Annotated in this window: 12 protein-coding genes and 1 pseudogene; 6 read left to right on the forward strand and 7 right to left on the reverse strand. The window is 48.7% G+C overall.

Annotation, left to right across the window (positions count from 1 at the left end):
- Nucleotides 1-107 precede the first annotated feature (107 nt).
- The 5 genes and pseudogenes from IJ22_RS25280 (at nt 108) to IJ22_RS25300 (ending at nt 8,394) form a co-directional block, all read left to right on the forward strand.
- A complete protein-coding gene (locus tag IJ22_RS25280; RefSeq protein WP_062410765.1) occupies nt 108-3,218 on the forward strand; it encodes an S-layer homology domain-containing protein in 3,111 nt (1,036 codons plus the stop codon).
- Between the two features lie 221 nt (nt 3,219-3,439).
- Entirely contained in the window at nt 3,440-6,346 is a 2,907-nt protein-coding gene (locus IJ22_RS25285) for an S-layer homology domain-containing protein (protein ID WP_062410766.1), read from the forward strand.
- A gap of 238 nt (nt 6,347-6,584) precedes the next feature.
- Nucleotides 6,585-6,925, forward strand: a pseudogene (locus IJ22_RS25910) (transposase); the annotation flags it as partial.
- 111 nt (nt 6,926-7,036) lie between these two features.
- The gene (locus IJ22_RS25295; RefSeq protein WP_054818439.1) at nt 7,037-7,522 is read left to right on the forward strand and encodes an acyl-CoA thioesterase; all 486 of its coding nucleotides are present in this window, start codon (nt 7,037-7,039) and stop codon (nt 7,520-7,522) included.
- Nucleotides 7,519-8,394 (forward strand): radical SAM/SPASM domain-containing protein, encoded by an 876-nt coding sequence (locus tag IJ22_RS25300; protein WP_062410768.1) that lies wholly within the window; start codon nt 7,519-7,521, stop codon nt 8,392-8,394. Before IJ22_RS25295 ends, IJ22_RS25300 begins: the two co-directional genes overlap by 4 nt.
- An 84-nt stretch (nt 8,395-8,478) precedes the next feature.
- Here the strand turns inward: IJ22_RS25300 and IJ22_RS25305 are convergent, their stop codons facing one another.
- From IJ22_RS25305 to IJ22_RS25335, 7 genes are all read right to left on the reverse strand, one after another.
- Nucleotides 8,479-9,558, reverse strand: a complete 1,080-nt coding sequence (locus tag IJ22_RS25305) for a lactonase family protein (RefSeq protein ID WP_062410769.1) — start codon at nt 9,556-9,558, stop codon at nt 8,479-8,481.
- Nucleotides 9,559-9,664: 106 nt separating this feature from the next.
- Entirely contained in the window at nt 9,665-10,582 is a 918-nt protein-coding gene (locus IJ22_RS25310) for a response regulator (RefSeq protein WP_062410770.1), read from the reverse strand.
- Nucleotides 10,557-11,852: an ATP-binding protein gene (locus tag IJ22_RS25315; protein WP_062410771.1), complete on the reverse strand. Its 1,296-nt coding sequence runs from the start codon at nt 11,850-11,852 to the stop codon at nt 10,557-10,559. The genes IJ22_RS25310 and IJ22_RS25315 overlap by 26 nt, the downstream gene beginning before the upstream one ends.
- A gap of 102 nt (nt 11,853-11,954) precedes the next feature.
- Entirely contained in the window at nt 11,955-12,605 is a 651-nt protein-coding gene (locus IJ22_RS25320) for an amino acid ABC transporter permease (protein ID WP_062410772.1), read from the reverse strand.
- Nucleotides 12,606-12,620: 15 nt separating this feature from the next.
- Nucleotides 12,621-13,277 (reverse strand): amino acid ABC transporter permease, encoded by a 657-nt coding sequence (locus IJ22_RS25325; RefSeq protein ID WP_054818442.1) that lies wholly within the window; start codon nt 13,275-13,277, stop codon nt 12,621-12,623.
- Between the two features lie 78 nt (nt 13,278-13,355).
- Entirely contained in the window at nt 13,356-14,117 is a 762-nt protein-coding gene (locus IJ22_RS25330) for a transporter substrate-binding domain-containing protein (protein WP_235594381.1), read from the reverse strand.
- Between the two features lie 74 nt (nt 14,118-14,191).
- Nucleotides 14,192-14,920, reverse strand: coding sequence for an amino acid ABC transporter ATP-binding protein (locus IJ22_RS25335; protein ID WP_054818444.1), 729 nt, complete (start codon nt 14,918-14,920; stop codon nt 14,192-14,194).
- Nucleotides 14,921-15,124: 204 nt separating this feature from the next.
- On the opposite strand from IJ22_RS25335, the gene speD reads away from it, so the two are divergent.
- A complete protein-coding gene (gene speD / locus IJ22_RS25340; protein WP_062410774.1) occupies nt 15,125-15,931 on the forward strand; it encodes an adenosylmethionine decarboxylase in 807 nt (268 codons plus the stop codon).
- Nucleotides 15,932-16,043 lie beyond the last annotated feature (112 nt).

The following is a 16,043-nucleotide window of genomic DNA, read 5'->3' on the forward strand; positions in this document are numbered from 1 at the left end:
AAAACCTGTCCGAAAAGATCATATACAAAAAGACAAGGCGTAACTTATACTTCTTGTTGATAATGATTATCTTTATCAATGAGTGGTGAAAGGATGAATTGTTTTTTATGTATAAGTCTTTGTCCGTTTTTACTATGGCATCCACTATAGCGATGTCTCTCGTGTATCCGATGGCCTTGGCCAATGCGGCGAGTCCGTCCGATACCTCATCCGGTTATTCCCATCCTCAGGTTAAAACCTCGGAACATTTTAAAGATTTGGATTCTATTGAAGCCGATACGAGAAAAATCGTGGACTTCATGCTGGCCCAAGGTTATGTCGAAGGCATGTCCGATTACCACTTCGGGCTGGCCGACCGGCTGACACGGGTGCAGGCCGCCAAAATAGCGACCAAGCTCTTTGGCATACCTGTAGATTCATCGGTTCAAAAGTCTACTTTTACGGATGTCAGCGCTCAATCCCCCGAACACGCATGGGGAATTCCTTACATCGAAGCGGCCAAACAGGCTTCACTGATCGAAGGCGTCGATCAAGCGCGTTTTGATCCTGACGGGTCGATCACGCTGGGCCAGCTTGCTGCCATCCTGGTCAGAGGCTTGGGAATAAAAGCCGCTCCAACCGGACCGAATGAAGCCTGGTACACCGGCTATATGCAGGCAGCCCAAACGCAGGGCATCGATTTTGGAGGCAAAGCCGGAGATGAGGCTGCAACCCGGGAAGATTTTATCAAAGCCTCCTATCAGGCTCACCAAGCATACCAATTGCAATTGAATGCAGCCAAAGCCGGGAAGGTCTCTGTTGTTTCGGCGGAAGCGACCGATTACAACAAGGTGAAGGTACAGTTGAACCGGCAAGTGGATCCGGATACGGCTACACTGGTCTTAACAAAGGACGGTGTGGAAGTGGCGGCGACGGTTGCATATACAGAGGGGCACCCCTCCGCCGTTCTTACATTGAAGGAAGGCAAGCTTACCGCGGGCCGGTACAAGGTGACGCTGGGAGGATTGAGGGAAGAGGATGTGGAGCAAATCGAGGCGGAATTTACAGCGGACAACGAAACCGTAACAAGCATTGAATTTGTTACGGAAAGTGAAATGCTGGCCAAATCGCGCTATGCCTCGATTCGGTTAAAGGCGATCAATCAGTATGGGCAAAAAGCTTCCTTCTCGCCCGCTTCGTTCTCCTATACGGTAAATGACAGTTCGGCGCTGCATCCGAGATTGGACAAAACACCGGATGGGGATTTGAGGCTCACCCTGGATACGCTGACGTACCATTTGAATTCGCGATCCACTCTTATACAAGTTAATCTCCGGCATAACGATACGAATATCGCCGTGCAAAAAAGCTTTACTATAGGCGCCGAGCCGGTGGTGACGACGCTGAAGGCGGGTGAGGTTTCCTATTCGGACAGCCGGACGGCGATTAAGACAAAGGGACAGAAGGCCGTATTCGATTTGATTCCATATGACCAGTATGGGAATGTGCTGGGATTTAACGCCCTGCGCGAAGCGCTTCAAGCCGGCCAGGGGACGGCGAATCTGAAGGATGCCGTAAGTCTTCACTTTCATCCCGGAACGGCGAATTTCCGTTATGATATTGTGGATGAACGGGGAGACGATACGATTCAGGCGCACGTCACTCTTATTGAGGACATCCTTCTTGCAGCGGATTATACAGCCAGCGTATACGTTCAGGGAGGCTCGGCTTCGGTTACAATTGCCGTTCAAGCCTATGCCAAAGCGGTTTCCATTGAATTCGGCGATATGAACAAAGTGATCGCTAATGGAGACACGAACGTCTACATTCCGGTTACAGCCTATGACGAGTCCGGAGCCAAGCTGAGTCTCGAAGATTTGACCAGCGACGCTTTCGCCGATCGGGTCAGGATCACTGTAATCGGTGCTCAGGCCGATCGGCGGGACGGTTCATTAGGCACGGGTGCGGTGATTGAGAAGGCCGGCAAGAACAAAGGCAGCATTTGGCTCACTTCAATTACCGCTCCGGCCAACGGTAAAATCCGTCTTACCGCCGATATCATGGATCAAGGAAAGACCGCTTCATTTTTCCGTGAGTATGCCGTACAGAATGCCCGCATTCCTGCTGGTTTTAAAGAAGTAAAGGCGCCTGCAAGTGAGATTGTTCCTGGAAGCTATACCAAATTCACTTATACCGTGGTCGATCAATATGGAGAAGAACTGGACGCGGCCAACAATGTGGCTATGGGTAAAATCGTGGCCAGCGGAGGCGACGTGTACTCCATCCGGCTTGATCCGGGCTCGACGTTTACGGATACCGTTACAGAGACCACTTATGGATTGACATTGGATAAAGATCCGGCCAAGGGACATGCCAATCGTCCGGCTTTCGAATATACCGGAGCTGAATTTGAAACGTTCAACGACGGATTCCGTTTTTACGCACCTCCTGGGCAAGAGGGTGGTTCATACACCTTTTCGGCTCAATTGCTGAAGAATGGAACAGAAATATCCCGTGCAACCAGAACGGTGCAGATCAAAAGAACGAATGATCTCACCTATTCCCTGGATGCCGTACCGGCTTTATACCGCCCCGGCAGCATCGTTCCCGCGGCTTATCAGGATGCGCATCTCGACCCTGCCCAGAGCCTGTTTGCCAGAAAGCTGTCTTTTACGATTAAAAACGCCCGGGGAGAACAGATCTATTTCGTTAACGGTTTTAGCCAGAGCGCTGCCGCTTCCGATACACAGATCGTAAAAACAGCCGTTAAAAACGGCAACGTTTATGTTCTTGGCAGTAAAGCGGGTAAAACGAATATCAGTGTAGTATACACAACGGTAAAAAATGAACAAAAAATAGCAAACGTAGAGGTTAACGTTAAGGATGACCCGCTTTCCGTCAGTTCTTTTACGGCGGATAACGAAACGGCTGTACTAACGCTGCCGTCCGGCGGCTCGGTGACGGAAAATGTCTACACCTTAATGGGCCTCTCTTTTAAAGACAATTATGGCATCGGCTATAAAGGAAGCAATACGGTGAATTATAACTACGCCTTCGGCAACTCATTCGGCGTAGACTATATAAAGCCAATGAATCCTGGCGCTCCATTAGGGACAGTGAGCATCGATGCAGAAGGACGGGTAACCGTCACAGGCAACGTCGGCCGATTTGATCTTATCGCTTATAAAGGAAGCTCGGCGGAAGTGAGAACCAGAGTGACGGTTGTGACCGCTCCTTAACCGTTATTCATCATTATTATAAGACGAAAGACCCTCACCAAAGAGGGTCTTTTTCGGCTTTCAGAAACTTTCCCGGGAAATACTGTTTCTTTTGAACTAAAATGGAAATAAAAAATGGGAAAATAAGACTAAAAAAATGTAAAATTTTGTTGTAGCTTTGATCTTACGATGGTAATATATACATGCTACTATTACTTAAGGAGGAACTATGGGTGAGACGAATGAAGTATGTATCCAAAGCGATCTTACTCCTGTTATGCGTGCTCATCGCATTACCGGGCTTCGTGATCGCAGCACCAGCTTCGGCGCCTTCCGACATTAACAAGCATTGGGCCGAGAAAGAAATGAGGCAATGGATCGACAAGGGTTTATTGTCAGGTTATTCGGATGGAACTTATAAGCCGGATCAGAGTATCAGCAGAGCGGAATTTTTTACTTTAGTTAATCGCTCTTTCCACTTTAGCCAGGAAGCTTCCGTATCCTTCACGGACCTTAGTGCTTCGCATTGGGCCGTATCTGAAATAGCCCGTGCTCAAGCGGCGGGATATGTTAGCGGTTACCCGGATGGAACAATTCATCCTGATCAACAAATCAGTCGTGAAGAAGCAGCAGTCGTGCTGAAGAATGTGCTTAAACTGCAAGAAAATGCTGCGGGTGCCGAAACATTCAAAGATGCGGCGCAATTTGCCGGCTGGAGCAAGGGTTCCATTGGTGCACTTGCTGCCAAAGGGTACTTATCCGGATATGAAGATGGAACATTCAAGCCCAACAACGCTATGACGCGAGCAGAAATTGTCGTACTGTTGGATCGGATTCAGTCTAACGCGATTCCTGTCGTGACCTACGATCACAAGGGTACATTTGGTCCTGCAACAGGTGTAGAGACGATCCGCGGAAATGTAGTCATCAGCGCTCAAGGGGTTACTTTGAGAAATACGGTCATTGAAGGCAATCTTCTATTAGCTGAATCGATCGGTGAAGGGGATGTCTTCTTAAAGAATGTAACGGTGAAAGGTATTACCACCGTCAATGGCGGTGGTGCCAACTCGGTACATATTGAAGATTCCGTGCTGCTTACCGTCATTGTAAATAAAGCAGACGGCAGCGTTCGTATCGTGGCAGAAGGAGCTACCAGCGTACAGCAATTCACGGTACAGTCGAGTGCTTTGCTGGAAGCAAGAGGGACGAGCACGATTACCGATGTCATTCTTTCCAGTGTGCTGCCCCCTCATGCTCAGGTAACTTTAGCTGGGCAATTCAATACAGTGGATGTGCAGGCCACCAGCGTACGGGTAAGCCTGACTGAGGGTTCGATCCAGCAGCTTACCGTTGCCCGGGAAGCAGGCAATTCGACAATAAATGTTGGAACGGGCGCATCCATCGCCGAATTGATTTTGAATGCGGCAGCTTCCGTAACAGGGAACGGGACAATAGAACGTGCCGCCGTGAATGCGAACGGCTCGACTTTTGAACGTACTCCTTCCAATATCACCACAGGGAACGGAATAAGTGTAGGCAGTACTTCCGGCGGTGGTGCATCAGGCGGCGGCAGTTCTTCCAGTGACGATGACAGTTCTTCCGGCGATGATGACAGTTCCAATGACGATGATAGTTCTTCTGACGATGATACTGTGACAGAAACGGTATACGGTTTTGAAGGAAGAATTGTCGATGTTCAGAATCAACCCGTTGCCGGGATGACGATTCATTTCCGGAGAGGACTGGATAATAAGGACGGTACCATCGTCGCTACGGTTGTCACCGATAGCAACGGCCGTTATTCTGTTGATTTACCGCCGGGGATTTATACGGGTGAGCTTTCTAAACCAGGGTTTATTACCACCTATCTCGTTGGAGTTTCAGCAAGTAACGTGCGTAACACCAATGAGAATGCAACGGCTATTCGTGTAGCGGCAGCCCATGAAATTCGTATTGTATTAACCTGGGGTGAACGGCCTCGGGATCTTGATTCGCATCTTGTAGGTCCAATACCGAATGGAGGGGTTTTCCATACTTGGTATGCGGATAGAATTCATTCCGTATCCGGCGCTGTATACGCAGATCTGGACCATGACGATGTTACTTCTTATGGTCCTGAAACGACGACCATTCGTCAATTGGTAGACGGTACTTATCGTTTTTATGTGCATAATTTTTCCGGTGAAACGAATATGAGGGAATCGGGAGCTCATATTGAGGTATACGTGGGGGCTACGACAACGCCTGCAAAAACTTACGATATTCCAACCGGAGCAGGCTCAGAGCTTTATTGGACTGTGTTTGAAATGAATGTGTCTAACGGCTTGATCAGCTCGTTCACAGATATTAATCAGTTTTATGCAAATGAAAGTGCTGCACAAGGCCATCTTGCTAACGGAATCGGCAATACTGCGATAACATCCGCAGTATATAGCATTGATCAGAATGTGCGCGAAATTCTGGTGCCGGCAAATACGCCGGTAGAGAGCTTCAAGGCAGGACTTTCCGTTTCGCCGGGAACATCGTTAGAGGTGTACCAATCCGATGGAACTACGGTTCGTACAGGCTTTGTTATGAATGGAGATAAAGTGATCGCAAGATCTTTTGACGGTCTTTCATCCCGGACGTATACGGTTTCTATTATAAACACACCTACGGTTACATCTCTTACTTACTCGCCTGCAGGTCCGATTGTTTTTTATGATTTGACACCGTTAGGTGTGACGGTAAGTGCAGCCGGATGGGACGGAACGGTAACCGACGTGACTTATGATGCTAATATGGTTTATATATCCCAAAATCTGAACATTGCTGCTGTAGCTCCCAATGGTGTCATCACACCCGGTGCCTCCGGATCGACAGTGATTAGCGCGGTATATGGGGGAATGACGTTAGAAATCCCGGTTACGGTGATTCTCGCCCCTGCCTTAACTCAAAACGGATCGACATTGGAATCGTCAGGTTTAATCTCAGGCGCTGAAGTGCGCGTATACGATGCAAGCAATAATACGGTCATCGGCAGTACCTATACTGTAGGACACAATGGTGCGGTAAGTATACCTTCTTTACCAGCAGGCTCTTATTACATTGTTCAGTCCTATCAAGGCTTTACAAGCCGCCTATCGAATACAATAACGATAACTAATTGAATTGATTTGAAAACCGCCTCTGTGAAGTTGAAATCAGGTAACCGCAGAGACGGCTATGTTGACGGGGGGGGGGCCAAAAAGTCACTGAGGTGACGGGGATACCCCCTTTTTTAATTTTGTAAAACAAAAAGAAGCCAAACCTTGGTAAAATGGAAGTGACGAGCAACCATTCAAAGGAGGGCTTCTTTTGTACATTCAATATAACATGGATCAACTCTGTCTGCCAATGGAGCAACAAACGGAAAGCGGCTATGAGGTTCGTCTGCGCCACTACCGGAGTCGGGAGTGTACAGGCTGTCCTTTGAAGGATGCCTGCACGAAAGCCAAAGGGAACCGGGAAATCCGGGTGAGTCTCAAGTACCTTCGCTACAAGCGGCAGACGCGGGAAAAGCTGCGAAGTGAGGAAGGCTACGCGTTGTCAGTTCGACGTATGATCGAACCGGAGAGTGTGTTCGGACAAATGAAAAATAACCGGAACTTCCGGCGTCCTGACTTCGCGGCTTGCCCAAAGTGAGCCTGGAGGTCGGGTGGCTTTCCCTTGCCCATAATTTATTAAAGTGGGCGGCGATGAACCAAAAAGGTCGAGTAAGAGAGCAACTTATGGGACGGCCCCGTATTTGCGAATACAATAGATTAGCACTAAAATATGTAGATATACTGCTGCATGCATAACGAGAGGAGACTCATCCTGTGAAAACGATAAGCTTTGTCCAGCCTGACCCTCAGAGCTGGTTGGAGAAATTTCATTTTTCCATTCCGATTAAAGTCCGCTATTGTGAGACGGATCTGCTCGGACATGTGAATAATGTCAGCTACTTTATGTATTTCGAGCAGGGACGCATCGAGTATTTTGAACATCTCGCATTGACGGAGGATCTGTTCAACGATAAAACGGTATCGGTCGTTGCCAACCTGGAATGCCAGTATCTGGCGTCAATTTACTTGAGGGACCCCTTGAAGCTCCATATAAGAACAGCCAATATAGGACGATCTTCTCTGGATCTGGAATACGCCTTGGCCGTGAATGGCCAGTTGAGAGCAGCCGGAAGAGGGACGATTGTGCTCGTGGATACAAACAGCGGGAAAAGTACGCCGATACCCGATGCAGCCCGCGAAGCCATTCGATCATTCGAAGAACGATCCATAGAACAGAATAGAATGGGGAGCAGGTCTTGAAAAGATTTAAAAAAGTATATATCGAAATTACAAGCGTATGCAACCTGGCCTGCTCCTTTTGCCCGCAAACGAGCCGAAAGGCTAATTTTATCAGGCCGGACACCTTTAATGACATATTGGATCAGGTCAAGCCGCATACGAATCATATTTATCTTCACGTCAAAGGCGAGCCGCTTCTTCATCCCAAAATTGATGAGCTGCTCGACGCATGCCACGCCAAAGGCTTTAAGGTCAATATAACGACGAACGGAACGCTGATTCATAAAGCCGGGCATAAAATCCTCGGAAAACCGGCGCTGCGCCAAATGAACTTCTCGCTTCACAGCTTTGACGGGCATGAGGGGTCGACGAACCGGGAAGAATACTTAGCCAACATTTTTTCGTTTGTCCGGGAAGCGGTCGAGCATAAGGTGATTATTTCGTTCAGGCTGTGGAATTTGGATAAAGATAATGCCACCAACCTGGAGAAGAGCAGAAACCGGGAAACGCTGGCCATGCTGGAGAAAGAGTTTAACCTGGACTTCAAAATTGAGGAAAAAGTCGTACCGGGCAGCGGGGTCAAAATTGCAGATCGCATTTATTTGAATCAGGATCATGAATTTCAATGGCCGAGCTTGCAAGCGCCTGAGGATGACGGTAAGGGCTTCTGTCACGCGCTTCGGAGCCATGCCGCGATTCTGGTTGACGGAACCGTCGTGCCCTGCTGTCTGGATGGAGAAGGCGTGATTAATCTAGGGAATATCCATAGCCGTTCTTTCTCTGAAATTGTAGAAGGTGAAAGAGCGAACAATCTTTTCTATGGATTTTCCAGGAGAGAGGCTGTTGAAGAATTATGCAGGAAGTGCGGCTATAGGCAAAGATTCGGTGCATAGGTTTCATGGCTGTTCGGCTGTGGGGCACCCTCCTGCCGAAATGAATAAATCCCTCCGCAAGAACGGAGGGACGGGCCCGTGAATTTAATCCAAAACGGCAAACTTGATGCACACGGGCTTGGACACTTCCAGTACACTTCCGGCAGGAAGAAGCTTGCCGGTGCTTGCATCTCTGCTGAATGTGACAATATTGTTGGAATCCCGGTTGGCGGCGAGCAGAAAGCGTCCGTCCGGCGACAGTGCAAAGTTGCGGGGATGCCTGCCCAGCGTGGAGGCGTGCTCCACTAAAGTGAGCTTGCCTGTTAACGGATCGATGGCGTATACCGCAATGCTGTCATGTCCGCGGTTGGAGCCGTACAGAAAACGGCCGTCGGGGGAAATATGAATATCCGCACATGCGTTTTCTCCCTTATAGGAGTCAGGCAGAGTAGACACCGTTTGAATTTCACTCAATTCCCCTTGTTCCTCATTATAGAAGAACGCGGTAATGGTGGCATTCAGCTCATTAATCACGTAGCCGTAAGGCAATGACGGATGAAAGGCAAAGTGCCGCGGACCGGATCCGGGCGCAACCCCGACTTCCCCATGAGGAATCAACCGTTGGCTGGGAAGATCCAGCCTGTAGATCAAGATTCGATCCAGGCCCAGATCGGAAGCGACGGCAAAGCGATTGGAACGGTCGAGAAAAACGGAATGCGCACGCGGCTGGTTCTGCACGGGAAGAATGCTGGAGCCCCGATGCTGGTGGATATCCGTTGTCGCACCGATGCTTCCGTCCTCCAGAAGCGGGGACAGCCCGATCATGCCGCCATGGTAGCTGGATACGATGACACATTGGCGGGAATGATCCAGGGTGATATGGCAGGTAGGCGCCGGTACGGTGTTTTCCTTATTTACCAAGGTTAATTTGACGCTTGCCGGATCGAAATGAAAAGCGGCGGCGGCTCCGCGGCGCTGACCGCTGGAATCCGTTCCTTCCGTTATGGCGTACAGCTTCTTTCCGGCAGGATCGACATCGAGAAAAGTCGGGTTTTGAAGGCCGTCGGCTTGATCGACGATTTCGAGACTTCCGGTTTCCGTGTCGAACCGGCAGGCATATAATCCGGGACCGGACGAATCCGCGTAGGATCCCAGGAAAGCAAGCACCTTCTTTTTTTTCTCCATTAACCATCATTCCTTTTTTTCCATTAAAGTCATAAACACATTATCGCAAATCCGCTGCCCGCAGGCAAATGAGATCTCAAATGCAAAAAATAGGAACGATGTGGCTTCAATGACTTGGAGAACGCGCCTCCATATAGAATACATACAGAAATTTTCGAATATTCAACTTGGAGGACGACGTCTTGCTGTCTTCCTCCAGTTCTCGCATCCTGTTGCGCACCTCCTGAAAATCGAATAAACGGGAGGCAAAATATTCGAAAGTCGGGTTTCCGTAATCGTTTAATCCCAAAGATGAAAGATGGGTAAGAGATTGCAGCGCCAGCCGGCGTACCCGCTGCTCCAGCGCGCGCACGTCCTTGAGCATGCTTGCATCCGGATGCTGGCTGTTCTTCTTGGCAACCTGCTCATAAATGGTTTTGAGCGGCGGCAAATCGGGCAGCATATTCCCGTCTTGTTCCTGCTCTTTCAACCAACCGACAATATGGATAAGGTCAGAGGCACCCGCTTCTCCGGCGATGCCCAATAGCGGCAATAAGGATCTGGCCTGTTCTTCGATGGATTTTTCCTTCCGCTCGGCCGTTTTTCCTTTGGAATCCGCAATGCCAGATGTCTCCAATAAACTCAGCGATTGACGGATGGTTTGCATGGATTTTTCCAATAATAAATGATCCGATACACGTCTTAAGACGGCAAGAACCTCCAGGCGGTTAATCGGCTTTTGGATGAAGGTATCGACTCCTTGCTGGTAAGCCTCCCCGATCATTTCCTTATTCTCTACCTGTGAAATCATGATAAACCTGCCCTCGTAGCCTTCTTCCCTAAGCGCTTTGACGGTTTCAATCCCGTCGCGGCCAGGCATCAATAAATCGATGATCACGATTTGAGCATCCCGAATGTCTTCTCTGGATGTTTGCGCTCCGTCATCTGATTCGCCGGTGACCTCTCCGAGGCCGCTTTCTCTAATGATCCGGGAAATCATTTTTCGGACGGCAGGGTCGTCATCCACCAGATAAAATTTCAGCATGATCGGCCTCCTCCCTTTGTATTAAACGTTCCGACGGAATCCGGACTTCAAACCTTGTTTGACCCGGTACGCTGTATACGCTTATGTTCCCCCCGAGCAAACGGACAATATCCGCCGCGTGCGAAAGACCAATACCGGTTGACGAGTTCCCTTCGTCGTCGAATTTGGTCGTATAGCCGGGGTGAAAGATTAAGTCCAACTCATCGTGAGAGATGCCGGGACCGTTGTCTGTCACGTAGAATACGACGGAATCGAATTCGAGATCGACCCGGAGTTCAATCCGTCCCTGGGACTCAATGGCCTCGACCGCATTGGATACGATATTGTTCAGTACGGAAAGAAGCGGATAAATCTCATCGGTAGAAAGATTTACGTCGCATCGGTTATCCAGTTCGATGGTTTTACCCAGCAGCAGGCTGTAGTTTTTATTGGCCCTCGCTACCATCGAGCAAAGAAACGAAATGGGGATGCGCTTGGACAGCATCCGTTCCTGCTGAATGATTTTGGATAAGCCGGATAGAATGCGCTGGGAATCCTTCTTGAGTTCATGCACGTTCTCCGCGATATGGAGCGCTTGCGCCGCATGAGGAGGAGAAAGAATTTTTAGCTCCTTGGATAAGCGGTAGCTCTCCCGGGTGATGTCCTCAATATGGGACATCGATTTGCGAAGATAAAAGGCTTCTTCAAATAAATCCGAATTAATGAGCATTAACCGCTCCAATTCCTGCCGCCGCTGCTCTCCCTGGGCCCTCACCTGCCGAATGGCCAGCATATTGCAGAGTCCGACGACAAAGAAGCTGCGAAGCAAGCCGATCAGCACAATCATCAAAACCCCATGGATCGTTATCATGGTTGGCGAGCCCGACACCATACGAATCAGCAGCTCCGCTCCATTGGACGCGATATCCGCAAACGCACCGTAAAAACCGACCTTCAACGGATATTCCACGTTAGTTTTTATTTTTAGCAGGGAGATGATCACCGCAAACGTAACATAATAAAAAAATACAGGCATATGCTGCACGATGCCTTCGGTCCAAGGAATACCGTACAGCGAAGCATCCATCACAATCCGAAAAAAGACGATAAACAAACCTGCCGATAAGCCTGTTGCAAGGACGGGAACGGAAAACCACAATAATCCGAAGAAATACGCCGCGATACCAAGTGAAAATCGGAAATCCCCGCCGAATGGGATCATTTTCACCTCTCCCAGCAGCGCCGTCGACAGAAGTATGACGACCCAGATGAACAATCTGTGATCCCGCATCTTGATTCGCCGCTCCTTTCTGCTCCGGATACCAAAAATACTCCCTCTTCCTATGGTACAGGAAGAAAGAGCATTTTGTCGCGTGGGAAAAGATTCATAATTTTAGGCCTGTTTATTTTCGAGCCTGTGCGATGCGATAGAAAGCAGGTAATTGACTGCAAAATAGAGCAAAGCTGCAAACAGGAACGTCGGTATGACGTAATTGATATTGTGACCGTTAATGATCTGCACGTGGTTCATCAGCTCCGGCAGCGCAATCACCACCGCTAAAGACGTATCCTTCAGCAGCGAGATAAATTGGCTGACCATAGGTGGCACCATCCGGCGAAGAGCGATCGGAAGAACAATATATCTTAACGTTTGCGTCGCTGTCAATCCGGAGGAACGGCCAGCTTCGATGAGCCCTTTTTCGACCGAATTCAACCCGCTTCGCACGATCTCGGAGATCATGGCCGATTCAAAAATCACCAGAGCGACGACGGCCGCTGTAAACTTATCCAGCTTGATGCCGACCTCCGGCAGAGCGAAGTAGGTAAAAAAGATGATCAAAAGCAGCGGCAGGTTGCGGATGGTCTCGACCAGGACCGCGAATACTTTGCCTAATACAGGTACCTTGGCGTACCGAACGGTGCCCACAAGAATACTGATGACAAAACTGATCGCAATGGAGAGGATTGCCACCTCAATCGTGAGCAGAAAGCCTTGCAGCATAAATTGTATATTGACAGGGGACAATGCACCTATAAAATCCATTACGCTTCCCCTCCTTTAATTCCCCGCGTACCTGCGTTCCAGATATCGCACGCCGTAGCTGAGTGGAATGGTCAAAATCAAGTAAAATAACGCAGCAAAGATATAGGAGCTGAACGTATCGAAGGTATCCGAATTAATCAAATCGGCTTGATACATGAGATCCGACGCGGACAAAACCGTAAAGATCGAAGAGTTTTTCACCAGGTTCAAAAACTGGTTGCCGAGCGGCGGAATCACTATTTTAATGGCCTGCGGCAAGATGATGTGCCACATGGCTTGAAGGTAGGTTAAGCCGGATGAGCGTGCGGCTTCCATCTGACCTTTAGGCACCGTCTGAATACCGGCGCGAATCGCTTCCGCGATAAAGGCGGAGGTATATACGGTTAAGGCAACCAATCCGGTCACGAACGGAACCAGGACAACGCCCGTCAGGATTGGAAGTCCGACCAGAACGAAAAAAGCAATCAGCAGCAAAGGAATATTCCGAATAAATTCAACATAGGCCGTGCCGAACCATTGAAGCGGCTTAAAAGGGGTAATTCGAAACACCGCAATCACCGTGCCGAGAATAAAACTGGCAATGAGGGATATCACGCTTGCTGCGACGGTTCCGCCGAAGCCGATCATGTAGCGGTCTATATTGTCGGTCAGGACCGTAAAATCAATAAACATATCCCTAAGTTCCCTCCTTACATCCCGTTTGAAAGCATAGAGGAGACCAGCGGCTTGCGCTCATCCCCTCGGCTTTTATTACTTCGTCGGTTTTTTGCCGATCCATTTCTCGTAAATGGCATCGTATTGACCGTTTTCCTTCAATTCCTTCAAGGTTTCGTTCACCAGGTTCACAAACTCGGTATCGCCTTTACGGATACCAATGCCGTACGGCTCTTCCGTGAACGTTTCGTCCAATACCTTGAAGTTCGGATCCTGCTTTGCCATACCGAACAGAAGAGCGTTATCGGTCGTCAATGCGTCGCCTTGGCCGGCTTTCAATGCAGTAAACGCTTCGGCGTAGTTTTCGAATTCAAGCACTTGCGCGTCCGGCGCCGCCTCGCGAACGTTTTTGGTGGACGTGGAGCCTTTTGCCGTAAGCACCTTGGAAGCTTTCGTCAGATCCTTGACCGATGTAATTGGACTGTTAGCCGGAACAAGAAGCGATTGCCCCGCTGTGAAATAGACGTCGGAGAAATCGATCTCCTGCTTGCGCTCCTCCGTAATCGTCATCGTCGCCACGATCATATCGATTTCGCCGTTTTTCAGCATGGGAATCCGCGTTTTGGAGGTCACTTCCTTAAGCTCGATCGCGTTCTCGTCACCAAGCACTTTCTTGGCTATGGCTTTCGCGATATCGATGTCCAAGCCTTGAACCTGGCCGGTAGACGGATCTTTTAATCCGAACAAATTCAGGTCATACTTCACACCGGCGATAACTTTGCCCTGCTCTTTGATTTTCGCGATCGTTCCTTGCGCTTCCTGGTCAGACGGCTTGCTACAGGCTGCCAAAGTGCCCATGGCCAATACGGCGGTTAAAGCAATACTCATCATTTTACCCCAACGTTTCATTGCGAACCTCTCCTTTACCTGAATTAGTGATTTAAGATACGGCTGAGGAATAAGCGTGCCCGTTCTTCGCGCGGGTTGGCAAAAAACTCAGCCGGCGGTGCTTCTTCAATAATTTGACCCTGGTCCATAAACACGACCCGGTCGGCGACTTCTTTGGCGAATCCCATTTCGTGGGTGACCACGACCATGGTCATGCCTTCGCGCGCCAGCTTTTTCATCACGTCGAGGACTTCCCCGATGGTTTCCGGATCGAGTGCCGACGTCGGTTCGTCGAACAGCATGATTTTCGGTTTCATCGAAAGACCGCGCGCAATGGCGACACGCTGCTGCTGGCCGCCGGACAGCTGAGACGGATACGAATTCGCTTTATCGGGTATACCGACTTTCTCAAGGTAAAACATGGCGGTCTTTTCCGCTTCCTCTTTGGATATCCCGTTTACTTTCATGGGAGCGAGAGTAATATTTTCAAGTACGGTTTTATGCGGGTATAAGTTAAAATGCTGGAACACCATTCCGATGTTCCGGCGCAATTTATTGATGTCCGTCGACTTGTCATTGATTCTAACACCGTCGACAATCAATTCGCCGTCTGTGATCGTTTCCAATCGGTTGATGCAGCGAACCATCGTGCTTTTCCCGGAACCGGAAGGACCAATGACAACAACGACTTCGCCTTGTTTTATCGATAGGTTAATATCCTTCAGCACATGAAATTGGCCGTAATGTTTATTGACCTGATGGAAATGTATCATCGGGCTCCCCCTTCTTTTGTCAGGATTGTTTACGTGAATGAAATCATGGTATTCCTCAAACAACCGAAAACGACCGGATCCGACAGAAACGATTCAAAAAAAATGAACATTATTTTCTTTACCATGTCCTAAAGGGAAAAGAATGGGTAAACAGGAAAAAGGGAATAGTATTCATTGAATCTCAAGAATAAGGGGAAATTCGTGATGAAGCTAACGCCGGAGCAGCGAATCCAATTGCATGGCTTTAATAATCTTACCAAATCGTTAAGCTTTAATATGTATGACATTTGCTATACGGAAACAAAAGAAGAACGCGAAGCTTACCTGAAATATATAGATGAACAATATAATGCCGACCGATTGACCAGCATTCTCAAGGACGTATCCGATATTATAGGCGCGCACGTCTTGAATATCGCAAAGCAGGATTATATCCCCCAGGGCTCCAGTGTGACTTTGCTGATTTCGGAGGGACCGGTGGAAGAAGCCCCGACGGAATCGTTCGAGGAATCGCCCGGACCTCTCCCGGCAACGGTCGTCATGCAGCTGGACAAAAGCCATATTACGGTTCATACGTATCCCGAATACCATCCGGATGAAGGGATCAGTACGTTTAGGGCGGACATCGACGTGTCTACCTGCGGGGAAATTTCGCCGCTCAAAGCGCTGAATTATTTGATTCATTCGTTTGATACGGACATTATGACGATCGATTACCGGGTTCGCGGCTTCACGAGAGATATCAACGGCCACAAATTATTCGTCGATCACGAGATCAGCTCCATCCAAAATTACATTCCGGAGGAAATCAAAAGCTTATATGACATGATTGACGTCAATGTATATCAGGAAAATATTTTCCATACGAAATGCAAGCTCAAAGCATTTGATTTGAACAATTATTTGTTTGGATATACGAAAGACAAGCTGAGTCCGGAGAAGCAAAAGGACATAACGGAAAGCTTGAATATGGAGATGGACGAAATATTTTACGGGAAAAATATGTACTGAGGCAGAACGGGAAAAGCGATCGTTTTCCATCCGGATCACGGATATTGGATGAAAACGATCTTTTGGTGTCTTTCCTGTTTCTAACCATTCGTAGTACCCGTACAGGATTGTT

This window comes from Paenibacillus naphthalenovorans (genome assembly GCF_001465255.1).
GTDB classification, from domain to species: Bacteria; Bacillota; Bacilli; order Paenibacillales; family NBRC-103111; genus Paenibacillus_G; species Paenibacillus_G naphthalenovorans.

What these genes read in the sequence shown, in the direction of transcription:
- IJ22_RS25285 (WP_062410766.1), top strand. Translation starts at nt 3,440, where the DNA reads ATGAAGTATGTATCCAAAGCGATCTTACTCCTGTTATGCGTGCTCATC.
- IJ22_RS25325 (WP_054818442.1), bottom strand. Translation starts at nt 13,277, where the DNA reads ATGTTTATTGATTTTACGGTCCTGACCGACAATATAGACCGCTACATG.
- IJ22_RS25280 (WP_062410765.1), top strand. Translation starts at nt 108, where the DNA reads ATGTATAAGTCTTTGTCCGTTTTTACTATGGCATCCACTATAGCGATG.
- IJ22_RS25335 (WP_054818444.1), bottom strand. Translation starts at nt 14,920, where the DNA reads ATGATACATTTCCATCAGGTCAATAAACATTACGGCCAATTTCATGTG.
- IJ22_RS25320 (WP_062410772.1), bottom strand. Translation starts at nt 12,605, where the DNA reads ATGGATTTTATAGGTGCATTGTCCCCTGTCAATATACAATTTATGCTG.
- IJ22_RS25315 (WP_062410771.1), bottom strand. Translation starts at nt 11,852, where the DNA reads ATGCGGGATCACAGATTGTTCATCTGGGTCGTCATACTTCTGTCGACG.
- IJ22_RS25310 (WP_062410770.1), bottom strand. Translation starts at nt 10,582, where the DNA reads ATGCTGAAATTTTATCTGGTGGATGACGACCCTGCCGTCCGAAAAATG.
- IJ22_RS25305 (WP_062410769.1), bottom strand. Translation starts at nt 9,558, where the DNA reads ATGGAGAAAAAAAAGAAGGTGCTTGCTTTCCTGGGATCCTACGCGGAT.
- IJ22_RS25330 (WP_235594381.1), bottom strand. Translation starts at nt 14,117, where the DNA reads ATGGGCACTTTGGCAGCCTGTAGCAAGCCGTCTGACCAGGAAGCGCAA.
- speD (WP_062410774.1), top strand. Translation starts at nt 15,125, where the DNA reads ATGAAGCTAACGCCGGAGCAGCGAATCCAATTGCATGGCTTTAATAAT.